The sequence below is a fragment of the Gemmobacter nectariphilus DSM 15620 genome (genome assembly GCF_000429765.1).
Lineage (GTDB): Bacteria > Pseudomonadota > Alphaproteobacteria > Rhodobacterales > Rhodobacteraceae > Wagnerdoeblera > Wagnerdoeblera nectariphila.
In genome coordinates this window covers 35403-57432 of record NZ_AUCM01000005.1, presented here as the reverse complement: position 1 = coordinate 57432, position 22030 = coordinate 35403, and the positions used below count along the sequence as shown (strand labels likewise).

20 protein-coding genes are annotated in these 22030 nt (G+C 66.0%); 12 read left to right on the top strand and 8 right to left on the bottom strand.

From position 1 onward, the window contains the following. Positions 1–80: 80 nt before the first annotated feature. The 3 genes from fghA to G481_RS0105265 form a co-directional block, all read right to left on the bottom strand. Positions 81–911, bottom strand: a complete 831-nt coding sequence (gene fghA, locus G481_RS0105275; protein WP_028029092.1) for an S-formylglutathione hydrolase — start codon at positions 909–911, stop codon at positions 81–83. A 14-nt stretch (positions 912–925) separates the two neighbouring features. Further along, positions 926–1855 (bottom strand): AEC family transporter, encoded by a 930-nt coding sequence (locus G481_RS0105270; protein ID WP_028029091.1) that lies wholly within the window; start codon positions 1853–1855, stop codon positions 926–928. Between the two features lie 117 nt (positions 1856–1972). After that, positions 1973–2857, bottom strand: a complete 885-nt coding sequence (locus G481_RS0105265; protein WP_084450683.1) for a MurR/RpiR family transcriptional regulator — start codon at positions 2855–2857, stop codon at positions 1973–1975. Positions 2858–2973: 116 nt separating this feature from the next. Between G481_RS0105265 and G481_RS0105260 the strand changes: the two genes are divergently transcribed. The 7 genes from G481_RS0105260 to G481_RS0105230 all read left to right on the top strand — a co-directional run bounded on the left by G481_RS0105260 (position 2974) and on the right by G481_RS0105230 (position 10746). Next, on the top strand, positions 2974–3747 hold the full coding sequence (locus G481_RS0105260; protein WP_028029089.1) for an N-formylglutamate amidohydrolase: 774 nt from the start codon (positions 2974–2976) through the stop codon (positions 3745–3747). Further along, entirely contained in the window at positions 3747–4253 is a 507-nt protein-coding gene (locus G481_RS0105255) for a TRAP transporter small permease subunit (RefSeq protein ID WP_028029088.1), read from the top strand. Before G481_RS0105260 ends, G481_RS0105255 begins: the two co-directional genes overlap by 1 nt. Continuing rightward, positions 4253–5593, top strand: a complete 1341-nt coding sequence (locus G481_RS0105250; RefSeq protein ID WP_028029087.1) for a TRAP transporter large permease — start codon at positions 4253–4255, stop codon at positions 5591–5593. The genes G481_RS0105255 and G481_RS0105250 overlap by 1 nt, the downstream gene beginning before the upstream one ends. A 49-nt stretch (positions 5594–5642) precedes the next feature. After that, positions 5643–6683: a TRAP transporter substrate-binding protein gene (locus tag G481_RS0105245; protein ID WP_028029086.1), complete on the top strand. Its 1041-nt coding sequence runs from the start codon at positions 5643–5645 to the stop codon at positions 6681–6683. 93 nt (positions 6684–6776) lie between these two features. Next, positions 6777–8144: a glutamine synthetase family protein gene (locus G481_RS0105240; protein WP_028029085.1), complete on the top strand. Its 1368-nt coding sequence runs from the start codon at positions 6777–6779 to the stop codon at positions 8142–8144. 57 nt (positions 8145–8201) lie between these two features. Beyond that, positions 8202–9584 carry an aldehyde dehydrogenase family protein gene (locus G481_RS0105235; RefSeq protein ID WP_028029084.1) on the top strand — a complete coding sequence of 461 codons (1383 nt, stop codon included), beginning with the start codon at positions 8202–8204 and terminating at the stop codon, positions 9582–9584. 1 nt (position 9585) lies between these two features. Beyond that, the gene (locus G481_RS0105230) at positions 9586–10746 is read left to right on the top strand and encodes an iron-containing alcohol dehydrogenase (RefSeq protein WP_028029083.1); all 1161 of its coding nucleotides are present in this window, start codon (positions 9586–9588) and stop codon (positions 10744–10746) included. 122 nt (positions 10747–10868) lie between these two features. Here the strand turns inward: G481_RS0105230 and G481_RS0105225 are convergent, their stop codons facing one another. The 3 genes from G481_RS0105225 to G481_RS0105215 all read right to left on the bottom strand — a co-directional run bounded on the left by G481_RS0105225 (position 10869) and on the right by G481_RS0105215 (position 14583). Beyond that, entirely contained in the window at positions 10869–11603 is a 735-nt protein-coding gene (locus G481_RS0105225; RefSeq protein WP_028029082.1) for a metallophosphoesterase, read from the bottom strand. Positions 11604–11702: 99 nt separating this feature from the next. Next, positions 11703–13298 (bottom strand): phosphoglycerate dehydrogenase, encoded by a 1596-nt coding sequence (gene serA, locus G481_RS0105220; RefSeq protein WP_028029081.1) that lies wholly within the window; start codon positions 13296–13298, stop codon positions 11703–11705. 130 nt (positions 13299–13428) lie between these two features. Continuing rightward, on the bottom strand, positions 13429–14583 hold the full coding sequence (locus tag G481_RS0105215) for a phosphoserine transaminase (protein WP_028029080.1): 1155 nt from the start codon (positions 14581–14583) through the stop codon (positions 13429–13431). A gap of 209 nt (positions 14584–14792) precedes the next feature. Here G481_RS0105215 and serB point away from each other — a divergent pair, with 209 nt between their 5' ends. Beyond that, positions 14793–15665: a phosphoserine phosphatase SerB gene (gene serB, locus G481_RS0105210; RefSeq protein WP_028029079.1), complete on the top strand. Its 873-nt coding sequence runs from the start codon at positions 14793–14795 to the stop codon at positions 15663–15665. Positions 15666–15670: 5 nt separating this feature from the next. Here serB and G481_RS22910 read toward each other — a convergent pair whose 3' ends face one another. Further along, positions 15671–17050 carry a CAP domain-containing protein gene (locus G481_RS22910; protein WP_051294315.1) on the bottom strand — a complete coding sequence of 460 codons (1380 nt, stop codon included), beginning with the start codon at positions 17048–17050 and terminating at the stop codon, positions 15671–15673. 139 nt (positions 17051–17189) lie between these two features. Between G481_RS22910 and G481_RS0105200 the strand changes: the two genes are divergently transcribed. Continuing rightward, positions 17190–18125, top strand: a complete 936-nt coding sequence (locus G481_RS0105200) for a nucleoside hydrolase (protein ID WP_028029078.1) — start codon at positions 17190–17192, stop codon at positions 18123–18125. Positions 18126–18313: 188 nt separating this feature from the next. Here G481_RS0105200 and betI read toward each other — a convergent pair whose 3' ends face one another. Next, the gene (gene betI, locus G481_RS0105195) at positions 18314–18898 is read right to left on the bottom strand and encodes a choline-binding transcriptional repressor BetI (protein ID WP_028029077.1); all 585 of its coding nucleotides are present in this window, start codon (positions 18896–18898) and stop codon (positions 18314–18316) included. 87 nt (positions 18899–18985) lie between these two features. Between betI and choX the strand changes: the two genes are divergently transcribed. Genes choX through choV form a run of 3 tightly spaced genes read left to right on the top strand, consistent with a single transcriptional unit; the run spans position 18986 to position 21890 of the window. After that, positions 18986–19909 (top strand): choline ABC transporter substrate-binding protein, encoded by a 924-nt coding sequence (gene choX / locus G481_RS0105190; RefSeq protein WP_028029076.1) that lies wholly within the window; start codon positions 18986–18988, stop codon positions 19907–19909. A gap of 38 nt (positions 19910–19947) precedes the next feature. Continuing rightward, a complete protein-coding gene (choW, locus tag G481_RS0105185; RefSeq protein WP_028029075.1) occupies positions 19948–20835 on the top strand; it encodes a choline ABC transporter permease subunit in 888 nt (295 codons plus the stop codon). Beyond that, the gene (choV, locus tag G481_RS0105180; protein ID WP_028029074.1) at positions 20832–21890 is read left to right on the top strand and encodes a choline ABC transporter ATP-binding protein; all 1059 of its coding nucleotides are present in this window, start codon (positions 20832–20834) and stop codon (positions 21888–21890) included. The genes choW and choV overlap by 4 nt, the downstream gene beginning before the upstream one ends. The last annotated feature ends 140 nt before the right edge of the window (positions 21891–22030 follow it).

Here is a 22030-nt window from a genome sequence, read left to right as displayed (position 1 = left end):
GCTGCCCCTTTGCCTTTTGCCAAATACCCCCGGGGGTCCGGGGGCAGGAGGCCCCCGGCGCCATCCACCCGCGCAGCGGCTCAGCCAAACAGCGCATCGGCATGAAACGCGACATGGCTTTCCATGAAGGTCGAGACAAAGAAATAGCTGTGGTCATAGCCCTTTTGCATGCGGAAGGTCGCATTCTGCCGCCGTGCCGCCATGGCCTCGGCCAGCGCCTCGGGCTTGAGCAGCTCCAGAAACTGGTCCGAGGCGCCCTGATCCACCAGAACCGGCCCGTCAAAGCCCCGCTTGCGCATCAGCAGCGTCGAATCGTGCGGCGCCCATTTCCCCTCGTCTGGCCCCAGATAGGCGCCCAGCTGCTTGCGGCCCCAGTCACTCGCGGTCGGATGGGCGATCGGCGCAAAGGCCGAAACCGACCGGAAGCGGCCCGGAAAGCTCATGGCAATGGTCAAGGCGCCATGCCCGCCCATCGAATGGCCGGTGATCGCCTGCGCGTCCTCGGCCAGCGGAAAGGCGGAAAACAGCACACGGGGCAAATCCTCGGTGACGTAATCCCACATGCGGTAATGCGGGGCCCAGGGCGCCTCGGTCGCGTTCACATAGAACCCGGCGCCTTGCCCCAGATCATAGGCCGGGTCATTCGCCACCCCCTCGCCGCGCGGCGAGGTATCTGGGAACACCAGCGCTATCCCTGCCTCGGCCGCCCATTTCTGCGCCCCCGCCTTGGTCATGGCGTTTTCATGCGTGCACGTCAGGCCCGACAGATACCACAGCACCGGCACCGGCCCTTCTTCTGCCTCGGCGGGCAGGAACAGGCCAAAGGTCATCTCGCAGCCCGTCGCCTCGGAGCCATGGGCATAGACCCCCTGCACCCCGCCAAAGCACCGATTTTCGCTGATGGTCCGCATGTCGTGTCCTTCCTCTAGCCGCCCGTCACCCAGGCGATCACCGCCGTCACGGTCACGATGCTGATCGCCGTCGAGATCAGGATGGATGCCGAAACGCGTTGCGGTGCAACCCCATAATGCGCGGCCAGAATGTAGGTGTTTCCCGCCACGGGCAAGGCGGCGGCTGCCACCATCACGCCAGCGGCCATCGGATCGACATCAAAGATCCAGAAGGCACAGACCGCCACCGCCAGCGGATGCAGCACCAGTTTGGCAAAGGACAGCCAGCCTGCGACCGCCAGCCGTTCCGCCCGCCGCCCGGCCAGCGAGGCCCCGATGGCGAACAGCGCCCCCGGCGTCGCTGCCGCTCCCAGCAGCGCGACAAAATCGTTCACCGGCCCCGGCACCGGCCATTCCGTCGCGCCCCAGCCAAGGCCCAGGATCATCGACACGATGATCGGGTTCTTCACCAGCCCCAGCCCCAGCGCGCGAAATGTCGACAGCCGCATCCGCCCTTCGCGCGCGCCTGTGATGATCACGGTGATCAGCGTGTTGAAGACGATCATGTCCAGACACAGCACCAGCAGCACCGGCCCCGTCGCCTGCGGCCCCAGCAGCATCACCAGCATGGGCACGCCCAGAAAGCCGGTGTTGCCGATGACGGCGCATTGCGCCTCGACCGCCGCTTCCGCCAGGGGGACGCGGCGGGCAAAGGCCACGCCCATCGCCAGCGCATAGACCACCGCGCAGCCCAGCAGATAGGCGCTGGCGAATTGCACATCGAACAGGTCGGCCAGCGACAGGTTTGCGCAAAGTTTCACCAGCATGGCGGACAGTGCGAAATAGAACACGAACTTTGTCAGCCAGGCCGTGCCTTCGGCGGTGAAGAACCGCAGCTGTCCCGCGACAAACCCCACGCCAATCAGGGCAAAGAATGGAAGTGTTTTCAGCAGGATATCCAGCATGGTCCGTCGCGCGCCCGTCGTTTGGCGCCAAGGGTTTCATGCCCCGCCCGCCACCGCAAGGCAGGATCGGTGCGCATCCGGCCCTGCAAGAATGCCGCAAGGGTCGCACGAACAGGGCTAGCGGAACCGTCGGAAGAAGCGCACCTTTTCGTAAAGCGCCTCCATCCGGGTCAGGCGGGCCTCGGTGTCCTGCCAGCGCAGGTTCTGCACGGCCGCCAGCAGCGTTTCCACCAGCACCAGAAGGGGAACCGTGCTGTCCCAGGCGCTGGGCGCCTCGACATGGCACACCAGCCTGTGACGCGCATGGCTTGCCGCAGGCGAGATCCATCGGTCGGTGATCAGCACCACCTCGGCCCCCTGTTCCCCCGCCAGTTCCGCGACCTGCAGCACCGAATTTTCATAACGCCGGATGTCGAAGATCAGCAACACATCGCCCGGCTGCATGTCCAGCAGCGCCGGGGGCCAGGTGTTCGACATGGCCGACAGCAGCGTCACCTCGGGGCGCACCACCTTCATCAGCGTGACGAAATATTCGGCCATCGCATGGGTGATCCGCCCGCCAAGCGCATAGATGCGGCGCGACGGGTCCGCCAGCAGCGCGGCGATGGCGTCAAAGTCGGCCGGGTCGATCCCGGCCAATGTCGCCTGAAGGTTCGCGACCACCTGATCGGCAAAGCGGTTGAGGATATGGGCATCCGGTGCGCTGCCGGACCATTTGTCATGCTTGGCCAGGGGCGAGGCAAGCATGTCCTCGACCTCGGCGCGCAGGCTGTTCTGGAAGTCGGGATAGCCCTTGAACCCCAGCTTCTGCATCAGCCGCACCACGGTGGGGGTGGAGACCTCGGCCGCCTTGGCAAGCGCGGTGATCGAGCCAAGCGCCGCGACCGGGTAATGGTCCAGCATATGGCGGGCCAGCTTGCGTTCGGTCGGGGTCAGCCCGTCCATCGCGCGGCGAAGCTGGTCCTCGATCGGGGCCGGGGGGGCGGGTGCCGGAAAACTCATCATGCGCCTCTAAATGGCTCTGAAAGATTTGTAACAGAGTTTTCGGTGGAAGAAACATTCTTGACAGCCCGGCAGGCTCTGGCCAGCCTTGGACCAACGACAGGGATGACTCGCCCATGATAGAACAACAGGGCTTTCCAGCGCGGATCGAGGGCGCCGATGCGCCGTCGCGCCTTGTGCTGGTGTGCGAACATGCGTCCAATGCCTTCCCCGAACCCTGGGGTGCGCTGGGGTTGGATGGGGCGGCGCAGCGCGCGCATATCGCCTGGGATCCGGGCGCATTGGGGCTGGCACGCGGGCTGGCGGCGCGGCTGGGCGCCTGTCTGGTTCACGCCCCGGTCAGCCGGCTGATCCACGATCTGAACCGCGCCCCCGACAGCCCCGGCGCCATGCCGGCGCGGTCCGAAACCTATGAGGTGCCCGGCAATGCCGCGATCACGCCGCAGGATCGGGCGGCGCGGGCGGCGGCGGTCTATTCGCCGTTCCACAATGGCCTTGCCGCGCTGATCGCGCAGCGCATCGCGCTGGGGCTGCGGCCGGTGGTGGTGACGGTGCATTCCTTTACCCCGGTCTGGCACGGCAAGCCGCGCGCGGTGGAACTGGGCGTGATCCATGACGATACCCGCCCTGGCGATGACCGCCTGGCGCGCGAGGTGCTGGCGGCCGCCTGGGCGATGACCGGCCTGCAATCCGAACTGAACGCGCCCTATTCCGCCGCCGACGGGGTGACGCATCTGCTGCGCTGCCATGCGGTGCCCTATGGCCTGCCCCATGCCATGCTGGAGATCCGCAACGATCTGATCGACACGCCCGAGGCCGAGGCGGCCATGGCCGATCAGCTGGCCCCCGTGCTGACCCGCGCGCTGGCGATGTTCGAGGGGGGCAGCTGATGCCGCGTGTGCTGGTCCTGTATGTGCGCTGGGTCGAGGCGCTGAACTACCGCATCGGGCGGATGGCGATGTATCTGCTGTTCGTGCTGGCGGGCGTTCTGCTGTGGTCCACCATCGCCAAGGCGTTCTTTCGCCCGCCGCTGTGGACGCAGGAAATGGCGCAGTTCACCATGGTGGGCTATTTCGTGCTGGGCGGGGCCTATGCGCTGCAGATGGGCGCCAATGTGCGGATGGATCTGATCTATACCCGCTGGGATCTGCGCCGCCGCGCGATGGTCGATGCGGTCACGGTGCTGGCGATGATCTTCTTCCTGTCGGTGGTGCTGTATGGCGGGATCGACAGCACGCTTTACGCGCTGGACATTGGCGAGCGTTCGCGCACCGTCTGGCGCCCCTACATGGCGCCGATCAAGATCGTGATCTGCACCGGCGTGTTCCTGATGATCCTGCAATCGGTGGCCTTCCTGATCCGCGACATCGCCTTTCTGCGCGGAGAAAAGATCTGATGCCCTACGAATACATCGCCCTTCTGATGTTCGGCGGGATGATGATCCTGCTGCTGACCGGGCAGCGGGTCTTTGCGGTGATCGGCTTTGTCGCCTCGCTGGCGGCGATTGCGCTGTGGGGCGGGGGCGGGTCGGCCATTCCCTTCACCAGCGCGATCAAGCTGATGAACTGGTATCCCATGCTGACGCTGCCGATGTTCGTCTGGATGGGCTATGTCATGTCGGAAACCCGCATGGCAGACGATCTTTACCGCATGTTCCACGTCTGGTTCGGGCCGGTGCCGGGGGGGCTGGCCATCGGGACGATCCTGCTGATGGTGCTGATTTCCGCCATGAACGGGCTGTCGGTCGCGGGGCTGGCCATCGGGGCCACCATCGCGCTGCCGGAACTGCTCAAGCGCGGCTATGACAAGCGGATGGTCACGGGGATCATCCAGGGCGGGTCGAGCCTGGGGATCCTGGTGCCGCCCAGCGTGGTGCTGGTGCTGTATTCAATGATCGCGCGTCAGCCGGTCGGGCATCTGTGGCTGGCGGGCGTGGTGCCGGGGCTGATGATGGCGGGCATCTTCATCCTGTATGTCGTGATCCGCTGCCGGATCAACCCGGCGCTTGGCCCGGTGCTGCCGGTGGCCGAACGCACGGTGACGCGGGCCGAAAAGCTGCGCCTTCTGTCGGCGGGCCTGCTGCCGGTCGGCATCTTTGTCGCCATGATGGGCCCGTTCATCTATGGCTGGACCAGCCTTGTCGAGGCCTCGGTCGTGGGGGCCGCCGTGGCCACGCTGGTGGCCGTGCTGCGCGGGCGCATGTCGCGCAAGGTGTTCGACACCTGCATGGTGCAGACCCTGGGCGTTTCCTGCATGTTCATGTGGATCATCCTGGCGGCACTGGCCTTCGGCGCGGTGTTCGACGGGCTGGGCGCGGTCAAGGCGATCGAGGGGCTGTTCCTGCGCGACATGGGGCTAAGCCCCTGGACCATCCTGATCCTGATGCAGCTGTCCTTCCTGATCATGGGCATGTTCCTGGACGATACTGCGATGCTGGTGATCGTCGCGCCGCTGTATGTGCCGCTGGTGGCGAAACTGGATCTGGGTATGCCGCCGCAGGATGCGCTGATCTGGTATGGCATCATGTACACGATCACCTGCCAGATCGCCTATATCACGCCGCCCTTTGGCTATAACCTGTTCCTGATGCGCGCCATGGCGCCCGACCATGTCACGTTGGCCGACATCTACCGATCCATCACGCCCATCGTTCTGCTGATGCTGCTGACGCTGGTGATCGTGATGATCTTTCCCCAGATCGCGCTTTGGCTGCCGCATCTGGTCTACGCACGATGACCCGAACGGGGCGGGACAACCGCCCGACAACCAACCAGGAGGTGACGACATGACGACGACCAGACGCAAGTTTCTGACCACCGGCGCCGTTGGCGGCGCGGCGGTGCTGGCCGCCCCGGCGGTTCACGCGCAGGGCGCCCCGATCAAGTGGCGGATGCAGACCTATGCCGGCGCCGCGCTGGGCGAGCATGTGGTCAAGCCCGCCATCGACACCTTCAACCAGATCGCCGACGGGCAGATGGAAATCGAGCTGTATTACTCGGACCAGATTGTCCCCACGTCGGAACTGTTCCGCGCCATGCAGTCGGGCACCATCGACGCCGTGCAGTCGGATGACGATTCCATGGCCTCGCCCACCGAGGTGACGGTGTTCGGCGGCTATTTCCCGTTTGCCAGCCGCTATAGCCTGGATGTGCCGGTGCTGTTCAACCAGTATGGTCTGAAACAGATCTGGGAAGAGGAATATGCCAAGGTCGGCGTGCAGCACATTTCGGCCGGCGCCTGGGATCCGTGCCATTTCGCCACCAAGGATCCGATCCGCAGCCTGAAGGATCTGGAAGGCAAGCGCGTCTTCACCTTCCCGACCGCGGGCCGGTTCCTGGCGCAGTTTGGCGTCGTGCCGGTGCAGCTGCCGTGGGAAGACATTCAGGTCGCCCTGCAGACCGGGGAGCTGGACGGGATCGCCTGGTCGGGCATCACCGAGGATTACACGGTCGGCTGGGCCGATGTGACCAAGTATTTCCTGACCAACAACATCTCGGGCGCCTGGATCGGGCATTTCTTCGCCAATCAGGAAAAATGGAACGCGGTGCCGGACAACCTCAAGGCGCTGATGAAGGTCTGCTTCGAGCAGTCGCACTATTACCGCCAGTGGTGGTATTGGGGCGGCGAGGCCGATCTGCGCGTCAACGGGCCCAAGCTGGAGCTGACCTCGATTCCCGATGCCGAATGGGCTACGGTCGAGGACAAGGCCCGCGCCTTCTGGGACGAGATCGCGGCGGAATCGCCGACCAAGGCGAAGGTTGTGGAAATCTTCAAGAAATACAACGCGGTGATGGCCAAGGCCGGGCGGCCCTATCGCTACGGCTGAGGACGGCGCCGGGGGGCCTTGCCCCCCGGACCCCCCAGGGTATTTTCAGAAAGATGAAAGGGCGCCCGTTTCCGGGTGCGGGAGAGGGCGAATATGCCGGGCAACATGAGTTTCGAGGCGCTGAAGGATGCGGTGGCGCGGGGCGAGGTGGATACCGTTCTGGTCGCCGCCCCCGACATGCAGGGGCGCCTGGTGGGCAAGCGGTTCCATGCCCAGTTCTTCCTGGACGGTGGGTTCGAGGAGACGCATTGCTGCAACTACCTGCTGGCCGTGGACATGGAAATGACCACCGTGCCGGGCTACAAGACCTCGAGCTGGGAAAAGGGCTATGGCGATTACGTCATGAAGCCCGATCTGGCCACGCTGCGCCGCTTGCCCTGGCTGGAGGGCACGGTGCTGTGTCTGGCCGATCTGCTGGAACATGCGACGCATGAGGAAGTGGCGGTCTCGCCCCGCGCGATCCTCAAGCGGCAGGTGGCCCGCGCCCGCGCCATGGGCCTGGAGCCGATGATGGCGACCGAGCTGGAGTTCTATCTGTTCGAGAACAGCTATGACAATCTGCGCGACGGCGGCCTGAGCGCGCTGAAGCCGATCAGCGCCTATAACGAGGATTACCACATCTTCCAGACCACCAAGGAAGAAGATGTGATGCGGGCGGTGCGCAACGGATTGTATGGCGCCGGGATCCCGGTGGAAAATTCCAAGGGCGAGGCGGATGCCGGGCAAGAGGAGATCAACTACCGCTACTCCGACGCGCTGGACACCGCCGACAACCATGTGATCGTCAAGCAGGGCGTCAAGGAAATCGCCTGGTCCAAGGGCAAGTCCGTGACCTTCATGGCCAAATACGACCACCGCAAGGCCGGATCGTCGAGCCATGTTCATCAGAGCCTGTGGACGCTGGACGGCAAGCCTGCCTTCTACGACCACGACGACACGCACGGCATGTCGCCCCTGATGAAGCACTTCCTGGCCGGCCAGCTCGCCCATGCCGAGGAGCTGACGGTGTTCCTTGCGCCCTATGTCAACAGCTACAAGCGGTTCTGCGTGGGCATGTTCGCGCCGACCAAGGCGGTCTGGTCTGCCGACAACCGCACGGCGGGTTTCCGCATCTGCGGCGTTCACACCAAGGGGGTGCGGGTGGAATGTCGCATTCCGGGATCGGACGTGAACCCCTATCTCGCCTGTGCGGCGCTGCTGGCCGCAGGGTTGGCGGGGATCGAGGGCAAGATGGAACTGGAGCCCGAAATGACGGGTGACATGTATGCGACCGACGGTATCCGCGAGATCCCGACGAACCTGCGCGATGCGGCGGCGGCGCTCGGGGGCTCGGCCATGCTGCGGGCGGCGTTTGGCGACGATGTCGTCGACCATTATGTCCGCAATGCCGAGTGGGAGATTCAGGAAACCGACCGCGTGGTGACGGATTTCGAGCTGCAACGGCTCTTGGAACGCGCGTAAGGCGGGCCGCCTTGCGCCGGGAATGGCGGGGGCGACCCCCGCCCGACAGGTGACACGATGAAACCGATACAACTGATTTCCCCGGTCGATGGCCGGGTCTATGCGGAACGGATGCCGCTGGCGCCCGAGGCGGCCGATGCGGCCGTGGCCGCCGCGCGCGCGGCGCAAAAGGCCTGGGCCGCGCGCCCGCTGGACGAGCGCATCGCCCTGGTCAAGGCGGGCGTTGCCCACATGACCGCGAAAAAGGACGAGATCGCCCGCGAGCTGGCCGAGCAGATGGGCCGCCCGATCCGCTTTGGCGCAGGCGAGTTCGGCGGGGTGAACGCCCGCACCGACTATATGGCCGGGATCGCTGCCGAAACGCTGGCGCCCAAGGTGATCGAGGATACCGATGCCTTCCGCCGCTACATCGCGCGCGAGGCGCTGGGGGTGGTGTTCGTGATCGCGCCCTGGAACTACCCGTTCCTGACCGCGATCAACACCATCGTCCCGGCCCTGATTGCGGGCAACAGCGTGGTGCTGAAACACGCCAGCCAGACCCTCTTGGTGGGCGAGCGTCTGGCCGAGGGTTTCCATGCCGCCGGCATTCCGGCGGACGTCTTCCAGAACGTCGTTCTGGACCATGCGACGACCGAGCGGCTGATCGGCGCGCGGGCGTTCGATTTCGTGAACTTCACCGGCTCTGTCGGTGGCGGGCAGGCGATCGAACGCGCGGCGGCGGGCACCTTTACCCCCTTGGGGCTGGAACTGGGCGGCAAGGATCCGGGCTATGTGCGCGCCGATGCCAATGTCGATGCGGCGGTCGATACGCTGATGGACGGGGCGATGTTCAACTCGGGGCAGTGCTGCTGCGGGATCGAGCGGATCTATGTCCACGAAAGCCTGTTCGACGAGTTTGTCGAAAAGGCCGTGGCATGGGTCAACAGCCTGAAACTTGGCAGCCCGCTGGACCCGGAAACCACCCTTGGCCCGATGGCGAACGTGCGCTTTGCCCGCGTGGTGCGCGACCAGATCGCCGCCGCCGTGGCAGCTGGGGCAAAGCCGCTGATCGACCCGGCGCACTTTCCGGCCGATGATGGCGGCGCCTATCTGGCCCCGCAGATCCTGGTGAATGTCGATCATTCCATGGCGGTGATGCGCGAGGAATCCTTTGGCCCCGTCGTCGGCATCATGCCGGTCAAGGACGACGCCGAGGCGATCGCGCTGATGAACGACAGCCCCTATGGGCTGACTGCCAGCATCTGGACCAACGATTACGACACCGCCGCCGAGATCGGTGCACAGATCGAGACCGGCACGATCTTCATGAACCGGGCCGATTACCTTGATCCTGCGCTGTGCTGGACCGGGTGCAAGAACACCGGGCGCGGCACCTCGCTGTCTTACCTGGGTTTCTATTCGGTGACCCGGGCCAAATCCTATCATCTCAAGAAGGTGTGACATGTCGCACGGCGTTCCTTTCCGCAACTGGTCCTATCCGACCGCGATCAAGTTCGGCGTTGGCCGGATCGGGGAACTGGCGGTTCATGCCGCCGAAACGGGGCTGAAAAAGCCCCTGCTGGTGACCGACAAGGCGCTGGCCGCGCTGCCGATCACCGCGCAGGCGCTGGATGTGCTTGAGGCAGCAGGCCTTGGCCGCGCTGTGTTCTCCGAGGTCGATGCCAACCCGACCGAGGCGAACATGCAGGCCGGTATCGCCGCCTACAAGGCGGGCGGGCATGACGGGGTGATCTGCTTTGGCGGCGGCTCGGCGCTGGATCTTGGCAAGATGATCGCCTTGATGGCCGGTCAGCGGGCCGACCTGTCGGTCTGGGATCTGGAAGACGTGGACGACTGGTTCACCCGCGCCGATGCCAGCAAAATCGCGCCGATCATCGCCGTGCCGACCACCGCCGGCACCGGATCCGAGGTTGGCCGCGCCGGGGTGCTGACCAATTCGGCCACCCACAAGAAGAAGATCATCTTCCACCCCAGGCTAATGCCGGCCGTCACCATCTGCGACCCGGCCCTGACCGTGGGGATGCCGCGCTTCATCACGGCAGGCACCGGGATGGACGCGCTGGCCCACTGCCTCGAGGCCTATTGCTCGCCGCATTACCACCCCATGAGCCAGGGCATCGCCCTCGAAGGCATGCGGCTGGTGTTCGAGAACCTGCCCAAGGTCTATGACGATCCGAACGATCTGATGGCGCGCGGCCATATGATGAGCGCGGCAGCCATGGGCGCGGTGGCCTTCCAGAAGGGCCTGGGGGCGATCCATTCGCTGAGCCACCCGATCGGCGCGGTCTACAACACCCACCACGGCACCACGAACGCGGTGGTCATGCCCATGGTGCTGGAGTTCAACCGCCCCGCCATCGAGGACCGGATCGAGCGCGCGGCGGCCTATCTGGGGATCGACGGCGGCTTTGCGGGCTTCCACGATGCCATCATGGACCTGCGGTCCAAGCTGGCGATCCCGGCGAACCTGTCGGCCATGGGCGTGCAGTTCGCCGATCTCGACATGCTGACCGAGATGGCGCTGGAGGACCCGTCCTGCGGCGGCAACCCGGTCGAGATGACGCGCGAGAATACCCGCGCCCTGTTCGACGCCTGCATGTAAGCTTGAAGGGGGCGCAACCGCCCCTTTCATCTGTCCCGAAATATCCTCGGGTGGGTCCAGGGAGGGCAGACAGCCCTCCCTGGCGGGGGTGCGGGGGCTGGCCCCCGCATCCGCCCCCTGCCTCAGGGCCGCAGCGGCTCGCGCCCGCCATCACCCAGCAGCCAGACATCGCGGCCTTCGATCACCACAGCCGTCAGTGGCCCGCCATAGGCGGCGCTGGAATCGATGTTGACGCGGTTGCCGTAATGGGTGGCCCGCTCGATGGCGGTATGGCCATGCACGACCAGCGCGCCATGATCGCGCGGATCGTCCAGGAAATCGTGGCGGATCCAGGTCAGATCGTCTTCGGTCTGTGCCTCCAGCGCGATGCCGGGGCGGATGCCCGCATGGGCAAACAGCAGATCGCCCAGCCTGTAGGAGGTCGGCCTCGCGGCCAGGAATTCCAGATGCGCTTGCGGAACGGCGGTCAGCGCCTCGGCATGGACCGCGGCTTCGGGCCGGTCGCCCGCGGCCCGCACGCCATAGGCGATCAGCGTCTCGGCTCCGCCGATGCGCGGATGCAGCCAGGAATATTCCGCGCGCAGCCTGGGGTCGCGGGCAGGGGGGCTTTGCATCCAGAGGCTGAACATGCGGTCATGGTTGCCCTTGAGCACCACCCAGGGCGCACCACCGGCGATGCCCTGCATCAGAAAGTCGATGACGCCGGGGCTGGCGGGGCCGCGGTCCACCAGATCGCCGATGTGGATGACGGGCGCCGCGTGGTCGCCCGTCGCCGCGCGGTCGGCGGCGATGCGGCCGTGGGCGGCGTGCAGCAGGTCGAGGTGGCCGTGGATATCACCGATGGCATAGGCGCGCATGGGAAACGGTTCTCTGAACTGAAAGGAAGGACCGGGGGCCGCGTGCCCCCGGACCCCCCGGGATATTTGTCGACAGATGAAGGGGCCGCGCCCCTTCGCTCAGGCGCCTTCGAAGTGCAGCGGCTTGACCTGGTTGAACTTGCCGGTTGCCGTCAGTTCTTCGACGGCCTTGGGGTCGATCGCCTGATCAAGGTAGAGCAGCGCGATGGCATCCTGCCCGACCGCCGAGCGGCCCAGCGTGAAGTTCGCGATGTTCACGCCGTTGTTGCCCAGCGTCTGCCCCAGAAGGCCGATGATGCCCGGCACGTCGTCGTTGGTGGTATACAGCATGTGCTCGCCCACCTCGGCGTCGATGTTGATGCCCTTGATCTGGATGAAGCGCGGCTTGCCATCCGAGAAGCAGGTGCCGGCGACCGAGCGTTCGCGCTTGTCGGTGACCATGGTGACCTTGATATAGGCATCGAAGGCGCCCGACTTGTCCTGACGGGTGGTCGAGATCTGGATGCCCTTTTCCTTGGCGACGATCGGTGCCGAGACAAGGTTCACATCTGGGTTGGCGGCCTTGAGCACGCCCGCGATGACCGACTGGTTCAGCGCGGCGATGTTCATGTCGGCGACGCGGCCGTCATAAAGGATGTTGATCGCCTTGATCGGCTCGTCGGTCATCTGGCCGATGAAGCTGCCCAGATGGCCGGCCAGCTTGATCCACGGCCCCATGACCGAGGCCTGTTCGGCGGTGACGTTCGGCATGTTCAGCGCGTTCTGCACCGCGCCGGTCAGCAGGTAGTCCGACATCTGTTCGGCCACTTGCAGGGCGACGTTTTCTTGCGCTTCGGTGGTCGAGGCGCCAAGGTGCGGGGTGACGACGACGTTGGGGTGACCGAACAGCACGTTTTCGGTCGCCGGTTCCACCTCGAACACGTCCAGCGCCGCGCCGGCGACATGGCCGCTGTCCAGCGCATCCTTCAGGGCCGCTTCGTCGATCAGGCCGCCGCGGGCGCAGTTGATGATGCGCACGCCCTTCTTGGTCTTGGCCAGGTTCTCACGCGACAGGATGTTGCGGGTCTTGTCGGTCAGCGGGACGTGCAGGGTGATGAAATCGGCCTTTGCCAGCAGGTCATCCAGTTCGACCTTGGTCACGCCCAGTTGCTTGGCGCGCTCTTCCGACAGGAAGGGGTCATAGGCGATGACCTTCATGCGCAGGCCGACCGCACGGTCGCAGACGATGCCGCCGATGTTGCCGGCGCCGATCACGCCAAGGGTCTTGTTGAACAGCTCGACGCCCATGAACTTGGACTTTTCCCACTTGCCGGCATGGGTCGAGGCAGAAGCCTCGGGCAGTTGCCGTGCAATTGCGAACATCATGGCGATGGCATGTTCGGCCGTGGTGACCGAGTTGCCGAAGGGCGTGTTCATCACGATCACGCCCTTTTTCGACGCGGCCGGGATGTCGACGTTGTCGACGCCGATGCCGGCGCGGCCGACGACCTTCAGGTTGGTCGCGCCCTCCAGCAGCTTTTCGGTGACCTTGGTCGCCGAGCGGATGGCAAGGCCATCGTAGTTGCCGATGATCTCGGCCAGCTTTTCCTTGTCCTTGCCGAGCTTCGGCATGTAATCGACCTCGACGCCACGGTCGCGGAAGATCTGGACGGCGGTTTCACTCAGTTCGTCGGAAACGAGAACGCGGGGGGCCATAGCGGGCTCCTTGAATGAGGGGGCGGGGGCAACCCGCCGGAGTGTATCTTGGGAAGGGGCGGGGTCATCCCCGCCCTGCGATGCGCGTGGCCGGGCAGGGCGGGGTTCACCCCGCCGCCACCCGCGGCGATCAGGCGGTTTTCGCCAGCGCCTCGATCTCGGCGTCGAAGGCGTATTCGACCCAGGGCATCAGCGCCTGGACATCGGCCGTTTCCACCGTGGCACCGCACCAGATGCGCAGGCCGGGAGGGGCATCGCGATAGGCGCCGGCGTCAAGGGCAACGCCCTCTTTCTCAAGACGTTTTGCAACATTCTTGGCGAAGGTTGCGCCGTCGGTGATGCGATCATCGGTGAATTTCAGACAAACCGAGGTGCACGAGGCCGTCGCCGGATCGACCGCCAGATTGGCGATCCAGCCCTTGCCGGCGATATAGTCGGCAATCGCCTTGGCATTGGCTTCGCTGCGCCCGATCAGGCCTTTCAGCCCGCCGATGGTCTTGGCCCATTTCAGCGCTACCAGGTAATCCTCGACGCACAGCATGGACGGGGTGTTGATCGTCTCACCGACGAAGATGCCTTCGGAGATCTTGCCCTTGGAGGTCAGGCGGAAGATCTTCGGCAGCGGCCAGGCGGGGGTATAGGTTTCCAGCCGCTCGACCGCGCGGGGCGACAGGATCAGCACGCCATGGCCGCCTTCACCGCCCAGCACCTTTTGCCAGGAGAAGGTGGTCACATCCAGCTTGTCCCAGGGCAGGTCCATCGCAAAGGCGGCCGAGGTGGCGTCGCAGATGGTCAGGCCGGCGCGGGTCGCCGGGATCGCGTCGCCATTCGGTACGCGCACGCCCGAGGTGGTGCCGTTCCAGGTGAAGACCACGTCCTTGTCGAAATCGACGCTGGCCAGATCGACGATCTCGCCATAGGGGGCCTTCTTGACGGTTGCGTCCAGTTTCAGCTGCTTCACCACATCGGTGACCCAGCCTTCGCCAAAGGATTCCCAGGCCAGCATTTCCACCGGGCGGGCACCCAGCAGCGACCACAGCGCCATTTCGACGGCGCCGGTGTCCGAGGCGGGCACGATGCCGATGCGGTAGTCCGCAGGCACGCCCAGAATTTCACGGGTAAGGTCGATCGCCTCTTTCAGCTTGGCCTTGCCGACGGTCGCACGGTGCGAACGGCCCAAGGGGGCATCGGCCAGCATGTCGAGGGAGTAACCGGGGATCTTCGCGCAGGGGCCCGAAGAAAAGCGCGGGTTGGCCGGACGCGTGGCCGGGGCGGTAAGTGCCATCTCTGGTATCCTTCCAGATATATGCCCTTCGTTGGGGAAGGGTGTCCCGCTGACGCACTTACGCCCGACTCGCCTTGCACGCAAGACATTTCAACGCGTGGCAGGCTGTCGCAGGCCTGGGGCCGCGTGGCGGCGGGGGTATCGGAACGGCTTGGCCTTTGGCGCACGGCATGGGATATGGCGGCGGACCGATGCCCCGGAGACCTGCCATGATGTTCGCCGTCCTGATCGCCAAACCCGACACGCTGGACCCGGTTCTGGCCGAGGCCCTGCGCACGGCCTGGGGCGGCGGGTCGCCGCGCTGGCTGGCGCTGGGGCAGGCGCTGGAATTTCCGGTGATGGACCAGCCCGGGAATTTCCGCGAGGTCTGGCAGGATCTGCAAGGCATGGGGGTGGATCTCAACCTTGTTCCCGCCGAGGGCCGGCGCAAGCGGATGCTGCTGGCCGACATGGACAGCACGATGATCGGTCAGGAATGCATCGACGAGCTGGCCGACATGGCCGGGGTCGGGGCGCATGTGGCCGGCATCACCGCCCGCGCCATGAATGGCGAGCTGGATTTCGAGGCGGCGCTGAAGGAACGGGTCGGCTTGCTCAAGGGGCTGCCGGTCGGGGTCATCGGTCAGGTGCTAGCAGAGCGCATCACCTATACTCCCGGCGGCAAGGAGCTGATCGCCACCATGCACGCGAATGGCGGCCATGCGGTGCTGGTGTCGGGCGGGTTCACCGCGTTCACCACGGCGGTTGCGGCGCATCTGGGCTTTGACGAGCATCGCGCCAACACCCTGCTGGCCGAGGATGGCCTGCTGACCGGCACTGTCGCCGAGCCGATCCTTGGCCGTCAGGCCAAGGTGGACGCGCTGGACCAGATCAGCGCGCGGCTGGGTTTTGGCCCGGATGCCGTGCTGGCGGTGGGAGACGGCGCGAACGATCTGGGCATGTTGAACCGCGCGGGCATGGGTGTTGCCTTGCACGCCAAGCCCAGCGTGGCCGCGCAATGCGAAATTCGCGTCAACCATGGCGATCTGACGGCCCTGCTGTTCCTGCAAGGCTATGCCGCCGAAGACTTCGTAACCGGCTAAGCCGGTCAGAACAGGTCGGTCTGCGCGGAAAGGCCGGTGGCCGTCAGCCCGTCGATATGCAGGCTGTCGCTGCCGAAGGTCAGCGTCAGGCCGGTCGTGTCCTGGCTTGCGAACTGGTCCAGCACCTGCGCCACCGACAGGCCGCCGCCCCATAGCCCGCAGTCAAGCTGCAGGCGGTCGCCTTCGGTGACGCTAAAGTCGTGCACCCGGTCGACCTGCCCCCCTTTGGCAAAGATGAAGGTATCTGCGCCGGCACCGCCGCTCAGCCGGTCATTGCCCGTTCCGCCATTCAGCCGGTCCATCCCGGCGCCCCCGATCAGCCGGTCGTTGCCGCCCCCGCCATACAGCATGTCATTGCCGCCCTGACCATTCAGCCGGTCGCTGCCCGCCTCGCCGTAAAGGCTGTCGTTCCCCGCGCCGCCTAGCAGCAGATCGGCCCCCTGGCCGCCGGAAAGACGGTCCTTGCCGCCGTTGCCTGTCAGCGTGTCGGCGCCCGTGCTGCCCGTCAGCCGGTTGTTTGCCGCGTTGCCAGTCAGCGAAAGTCCGGCGATGCCAAGGGCCTGGGCATCGGCAAATCCCGCCCCCAGCACGACATTGCCCGATGTCAGCAGCGCGCCATCCGCCAACAGGTCAAGCTTGACGTTGCCTGATGTCAGGTCAACCGTCAGGCTGCGCTGGCTGCCATCCCAGGCGAACCCGACCGCCACCGCGCTGCCCGGCGTGACACCCAGCGCATAGCCCCCGGCGCTGGCCGCGCCGGTTGTGCTGCCGCCCGCCGTGATCAGCGCGCCGCCCCGCCCCTCGCCGAGATCATAGAACCGGTCGCCGTCGAGATCGTCATAGATCACCCCGGTGATGAACACCTTGCTGCCCGATGTGGCAAAGACCTGCGTGATCATGGACGTGTTGTAATCTTGCCCGTCCGAGGTATAGACCCCGATCTCGTTGCCGATCCCCGTCTCGCGAAAGGCATCGCTCAGCATGTTCGTCCGGTGCCCGGCGCTGTTGAACAGCTGGGAATACAGCTGGACGATGGCCAGGGCCGGGTTCACCGTGCCTGTGGTGCCGGTCAGCGCAATATTCTCGCCCACGATCCATGTTCCGCTCAGCGCATAGCCCGCAGCGGCGACCCGTGTGCCAACGCTGGATCCGCCGGCGCCGGTGTGGCCGAACGTGTCGGTCGCCAGCATCCACAGCGAATGGTCGCTGGCTGCGGTTTCCAGCAGCGTGTTGGGGGCGAGCACATGGCGGGCGCTGCCATCCAGCGTGCCAGCCGTCAGCCCCGCGTTCAGCGAAATCCCGATGCGCGCGGCCTCGGCCATCGGGTCAAGCCGGGCACGGTTCACCAGCTCCAGAAAATACTGCTCAAAGGCATTCAAGGCCATCCGTCGCTCCTGCAAGGGCGGGGGATCCCGCGTCTTTCCTTGCCGTTGCCGCACCGGGCCCTTGCGGACAAGAAATTCCTGCGGCATCGCCAGCCCATCGGCGATAGTCTGCGCGCCGGAACAGGTCAGGAGAGCGGAATTGCGCGAACGCATCATCATCGACACGGATCCGGGGCAGGATGATGCCGTGGCGATCCTGCTGGCATTGGCCAGCCCGGACATCGAGGTGCTCGGGATCACCTGTGTTGCCGGCAACGTGCCGTTGTCGCTGACCACCCGCAATGCCCGCGTAGTGTGCGAGCTGGCCGGGCGCCCGGACATGCCGGTCTTTGCCGGGTGCGACTGGCCGATGCGCCGTGCGCTGGTGACGGCGGAACATGTGCATGGCAAGACCGGGCTTGATGGGGCCGACCTGCCCGATCCCGTGATGCAGCTGCAATCCGCCCACGCTGTCGATTTCCTCATCGACACGCTGCGCGCCGAACCGTCCGGCTCGGTCACGCTGGTGCCGATCGGCCCGCTGACCAATATCGGCACCGCGCTGGAGCGCGCCCCCGACATCGCCAGCCGCATCAAGCGGATCGTGCTGATGGGCGGCGCCTACTTCGAGGTCGGCAACATCACCCCGGCGGCCGAATTCAACATCTTCGTCGACCCCGAAGCCGCCGCACTGGTCTTCGGTGCCGGGATCCCGCTGGTCGTGGTGCCGCTGGACGTCACGCACAAGGCCCTGACCACCCGCCCCCGGATCGAGGCATTGCGCGCCCTTGGCACCCCCGTCGGCCATGCCGTCGCCGGCTGGACCGATTTCTTTGAACGGTTCGACATGCACAAATACGGCAGCGAAGGCGCGCCCCTGCACGATCCCTGCACCATCGCCTGGATCTTGCGCCCCGATCTGTTCACCGGCCGCGAGATCAACGTGGAAATCGAAACCGAGGGCCGCCACACCACCGGCATGACGGTGGCCGACTGGTGGCGCGTCTCGGGCAGGGCACCGAATGCGCTGTTCCTGGGCGATATCGACGCCGAAGGGTTCTACACCCTGCTCACCAAACGCCTCGCCCGCCTCTGACCTGCCGGGGCCGCCCGCCCCATCACCTTCGCCAAATACCCCCGCCGGAGGCATCCCCGGCGGGCCGCCCGCGCAAGCCCTGCGTCATGGGCGCCACCGCCGCGCAGACCTGCGCGGCGCGGCCCAAAGCCTTGGGCCGCCCCCGGGCGGCGCAAGGGTGCGGGAGCATTCGGCGCTTCTCCAGGGGGTCAGGTGCGCTGTGCCGCCAGCTCGGCATCCAGCAGCCGCCGGATCAGCGCCACCGCTGCCTTGCCATCCGGCGCGGTCGCGGCCAGCGCCTGACGCAGATAGACCCCGTCGATCATCGCGCCCACCGCCTCGGCCAGACGCGGCGCCTCTGCCCCGGCCAGGGGCCGCAGGCAGGCGGTCAGGTTCGATTGCAGCCGCCGCTCATAGATCGTCAGCAGGCGCCGGGCCTGCGGCACCGTCTGCGCCAGCACCCAGAAATTCAGCCAGGCCCCCACCACCTCGCGCCGAAAATTCGTCGGTCCGAACGAGGCGCGCAGGATCGCATTCAACCGCGCCTCGGCCCCGTCGGCCGCCGCCAGCGCGCCGCGCACTTCGGCGCCATAGACGGTCAGCACATGGCGCATCGCGGCCAGGAACATGTCTTCCTTGGATCCGAAATAGTGATGCGCCAGCGCCGCCGACATGCCGGCGCGCCGCGCGATCTGACTGACAGTGACGTCAAGCGAGCCGGTACGCCCGATCTCCGAGATCGCGGCTTCAACCAGCGCGGCCTTTCGTATAGGTTCCACACCGGGTCTGGGCATCTTGGGGCAGAATCCTCCAACGTCCAGATTCGCAGATTTTGATTGATCCGTCAATCAAGAAAACAACCGCCCACGAAAGGCCCCGCCATGACCATGATCCGCCTTGCCCTTGCCACCGCTCTTGGCTTGTCCGCGGCCCCAGCCCTTGCCGATTGCAACACGGTCGTGTTCTCCGATGTGGGCTGGACGGACATCACCGCCACCACGGCCGCGACCTCGCTGGTGCTGGAAGCGCTGGGGTATCAGACTGAAACCAAGGTGCTTTCGGTGCCTGTGACCTATGCCGGGCTGGCGCAGGGCGATATCGATGTCTTCCTTGGCAACTGGATGCCCACGATGGAAGGCGACCTTGCCCCCTACCGCGACAAGGGCCAGGTCGATACCGTCCGCACCAACCTTGAAGGGGCCAAGTACACCCTGGCCACCAATGCTGCCGGTGCCGCGCTGGGACTGGCTGATTTCAAGGACATCGCTGCGCAAAAGGCCGCGCTTGATGGCAAGATCTACGGGATCGAGCCGGGCAATGACGGCAATCGCCTGATCCTCGACATGATCGCCTCGGGCCCCTTTGGCCTCGACGGGTTCGAGCTGGTCGAAAGCTCCGAGGCCGGGATGCTGGCCGCCGTCAAGCGGGCCGACGATGCGGGCAGGCCGGTCGTGTTCCTTGGATGGGAGCCGCACCCGATGAACGCCGCCTTCAAGATGACCTATCTGACGGGGGGCGACGATTACTTTGGCCCGAACCTTGGCGGCGCCATCGTGGCGACCAACACCCGCGCGGGCTATGTCGCGGAATGCCCGAACACCGGCAAGCTGCTGGAAAACCTGTCCTTCACCCTTGCCATGGAAAACGAGATCATGGGCGCGATCCTGAACGATGGTGCTGACCCGAAAGAGGCCGCCAAGACCTGGCTGGCGGCCCATCCCGAGGTCTGGCAGGGCTGGCTGGGCGGTGTGACCACCAAGGACGGTGGCGATGCTGTCGCCGCCGTCACCGCTGCCTTGAAATAAGGGCACGCCGGGGCCGCGCGGCCCCGGCATCCTGACCGATGGGCTGGATCACTCAGACAAAAATCCCGGTCGGGCGGCAGGCCAAGGCCGCCTTCGACTGGATGCAGGCCCATCTGGGCAGCGCGTTCGACGCGGTCGCGGCGGCGCTTGGCGGGGTCATCGACACGATCCTGCTGGTGCTGCAATGGCCGCTCGACCTGGCACCGTTCGCGGATGACTATGTGCCGCTCTATGATCCCGCGCTGCAGCCCTATGTGGTGATCGCGGCATTCGTGGCGCTGGCCTGGTGGGTCCGGCGCAGCTGGCGCATCTGCCTGCTGGTCGGGCTGGGTCTCTTGTTCATCGTCAATCAGGGCTACTGGAAGGCGACGACCGAAAGCCTCACGCTGATCCTGACGGCCTGCCTTCTGTGCATGGGGCTCGGCGTGCCGCTGGGCATTGCGGCGGCGCATCGGCCCCGGCTTTACCGGATCCTGCTACCAGTGCTGGATCTGATGCAGACGCTGCCAACCTTTGTCTATCTGATCCCGGCCATCGTGTTCTTCGGCCTTGGCATGGTGCCGGGGCTGGTGGCCACGGTGGTCTTCGTGCTGCCCGCGCCGATCCGGCTGACCCATCTGGGCATATCCTCGACGCCTCCCGCCTTGTCCGAGGCCGCGGATGCCTTTGGCGCGACCCCCTTGCAAAAGCTGTGGAAGGTCGAGCTGCCCTGGGCGCTGCCCCAGATCATGGCAGGGCTCAATCAGGTGATCATGCTGTCGCTGTCCATGGTGGTCATTGCGGCCCTCGTCGGGGCGAACGGGCTTGGGGTGCCAGTGGTGCGGGCGCTCAACAGCGTCAATCCGGCGCTGGGGTTCGAATCCGGCATGGTCATCGTGGTGCTGGCGATCGTGCTGGACCGCATGTTGCAAAGGCCGCGCAAATGACTGCCGCCATCGAATTCGACCGCGTATCCATCGTCTTTGGTGACCGCCCGGACCAGGCGCTGCCCCTGATGGACCGCGGCGCGACACGGGCCGAGGTGCAGGCCGCCACCGGCCAGACCCTCGGTGTCCACGACTGCTCGCTTGCCGTGACCGAAGGCGAGATCGTCGTGTTGATGGGCCTCTCGGGGTCGGGCAAGTCCACGCTGCTGCGGGCGGTCAACGGGCTGAACCCGGCGGTGCGCGGCGCGGTGCGGCTGCGCGACGGCGATCGCATGGTGCCGGTGACGGAGGCCGATGCGGCCACCTTGCGGCGCCTGCGCCGCCAGCGCGTTGCGATGGTGTTTCAGCAATTCGGCCTGCTGCCCTGGCGGACGGTGGCCGAAAATGTCGGCCTTGGGCTGGAACTGTCGGGCCTGCCCGCCCCCGAACGCGCCCGGCGCGTGGCCGATCAGCTGGATCTGGTCGGCCTGTCGCAATGGGCCGATCGCGCGGTCGCCGATCTGTCCGGCGGGATGCAGCAACGCGTCGGCCTTGCCCGTGCCTTCGCGACCGAGGCGCCGGTGCTTCTGATGGACGAGCCGTTCTCGGCCCTTGATCCGCTGATCCGCACGCGGCTCCAGGACGAGCTGCTGGACCACCAGCGCCGCCTGCGCCGCACGATCCTGTTCGTCAGCCATGATCTGGACGAGGCCTTCCGCCTAGGCAACCGCATCGCCCTGATGGAGGAAGGCCGCATCGTCCAGAGCGGCACGGCGCAACAGATCATCGCGCGCCCGGCCTCGCCCTATGTGGCCGAGTTCGTGGCGCATATGAACCCGCTGGACGTCTTCACGGCCCGCGACGTGATGGGGGCCGGGCTGGTCGCTGAGGGTACGCCGATCCCGCCCGACATGCCGCTGCGCGAGGTCATGGCGCGGCTGGTCACCGTGGAAGGGGCGCTGCCAGTGGTCGAAAATGGCCTCAGGATCGGCGCCGTGACGCGCGATGGTGTGCTGCGTCGCCTTTCGGACAGGTCGGCGAGTGGCAGGGCGCCGTCTGGTGGTCTTTCGCCTTGATCCAAATATCCTGGGGGCGGCCCTGCCCTTGGGCCTCGCGCTCCGGTGCGATGGGGCAAAGCCCCCTCGTGCCCCCTGCCGACGCGATTGCCTCTGGCCGGGTGTCGCGCCTGTGGCGCCTGTCGGATGCCTCCGGCGGG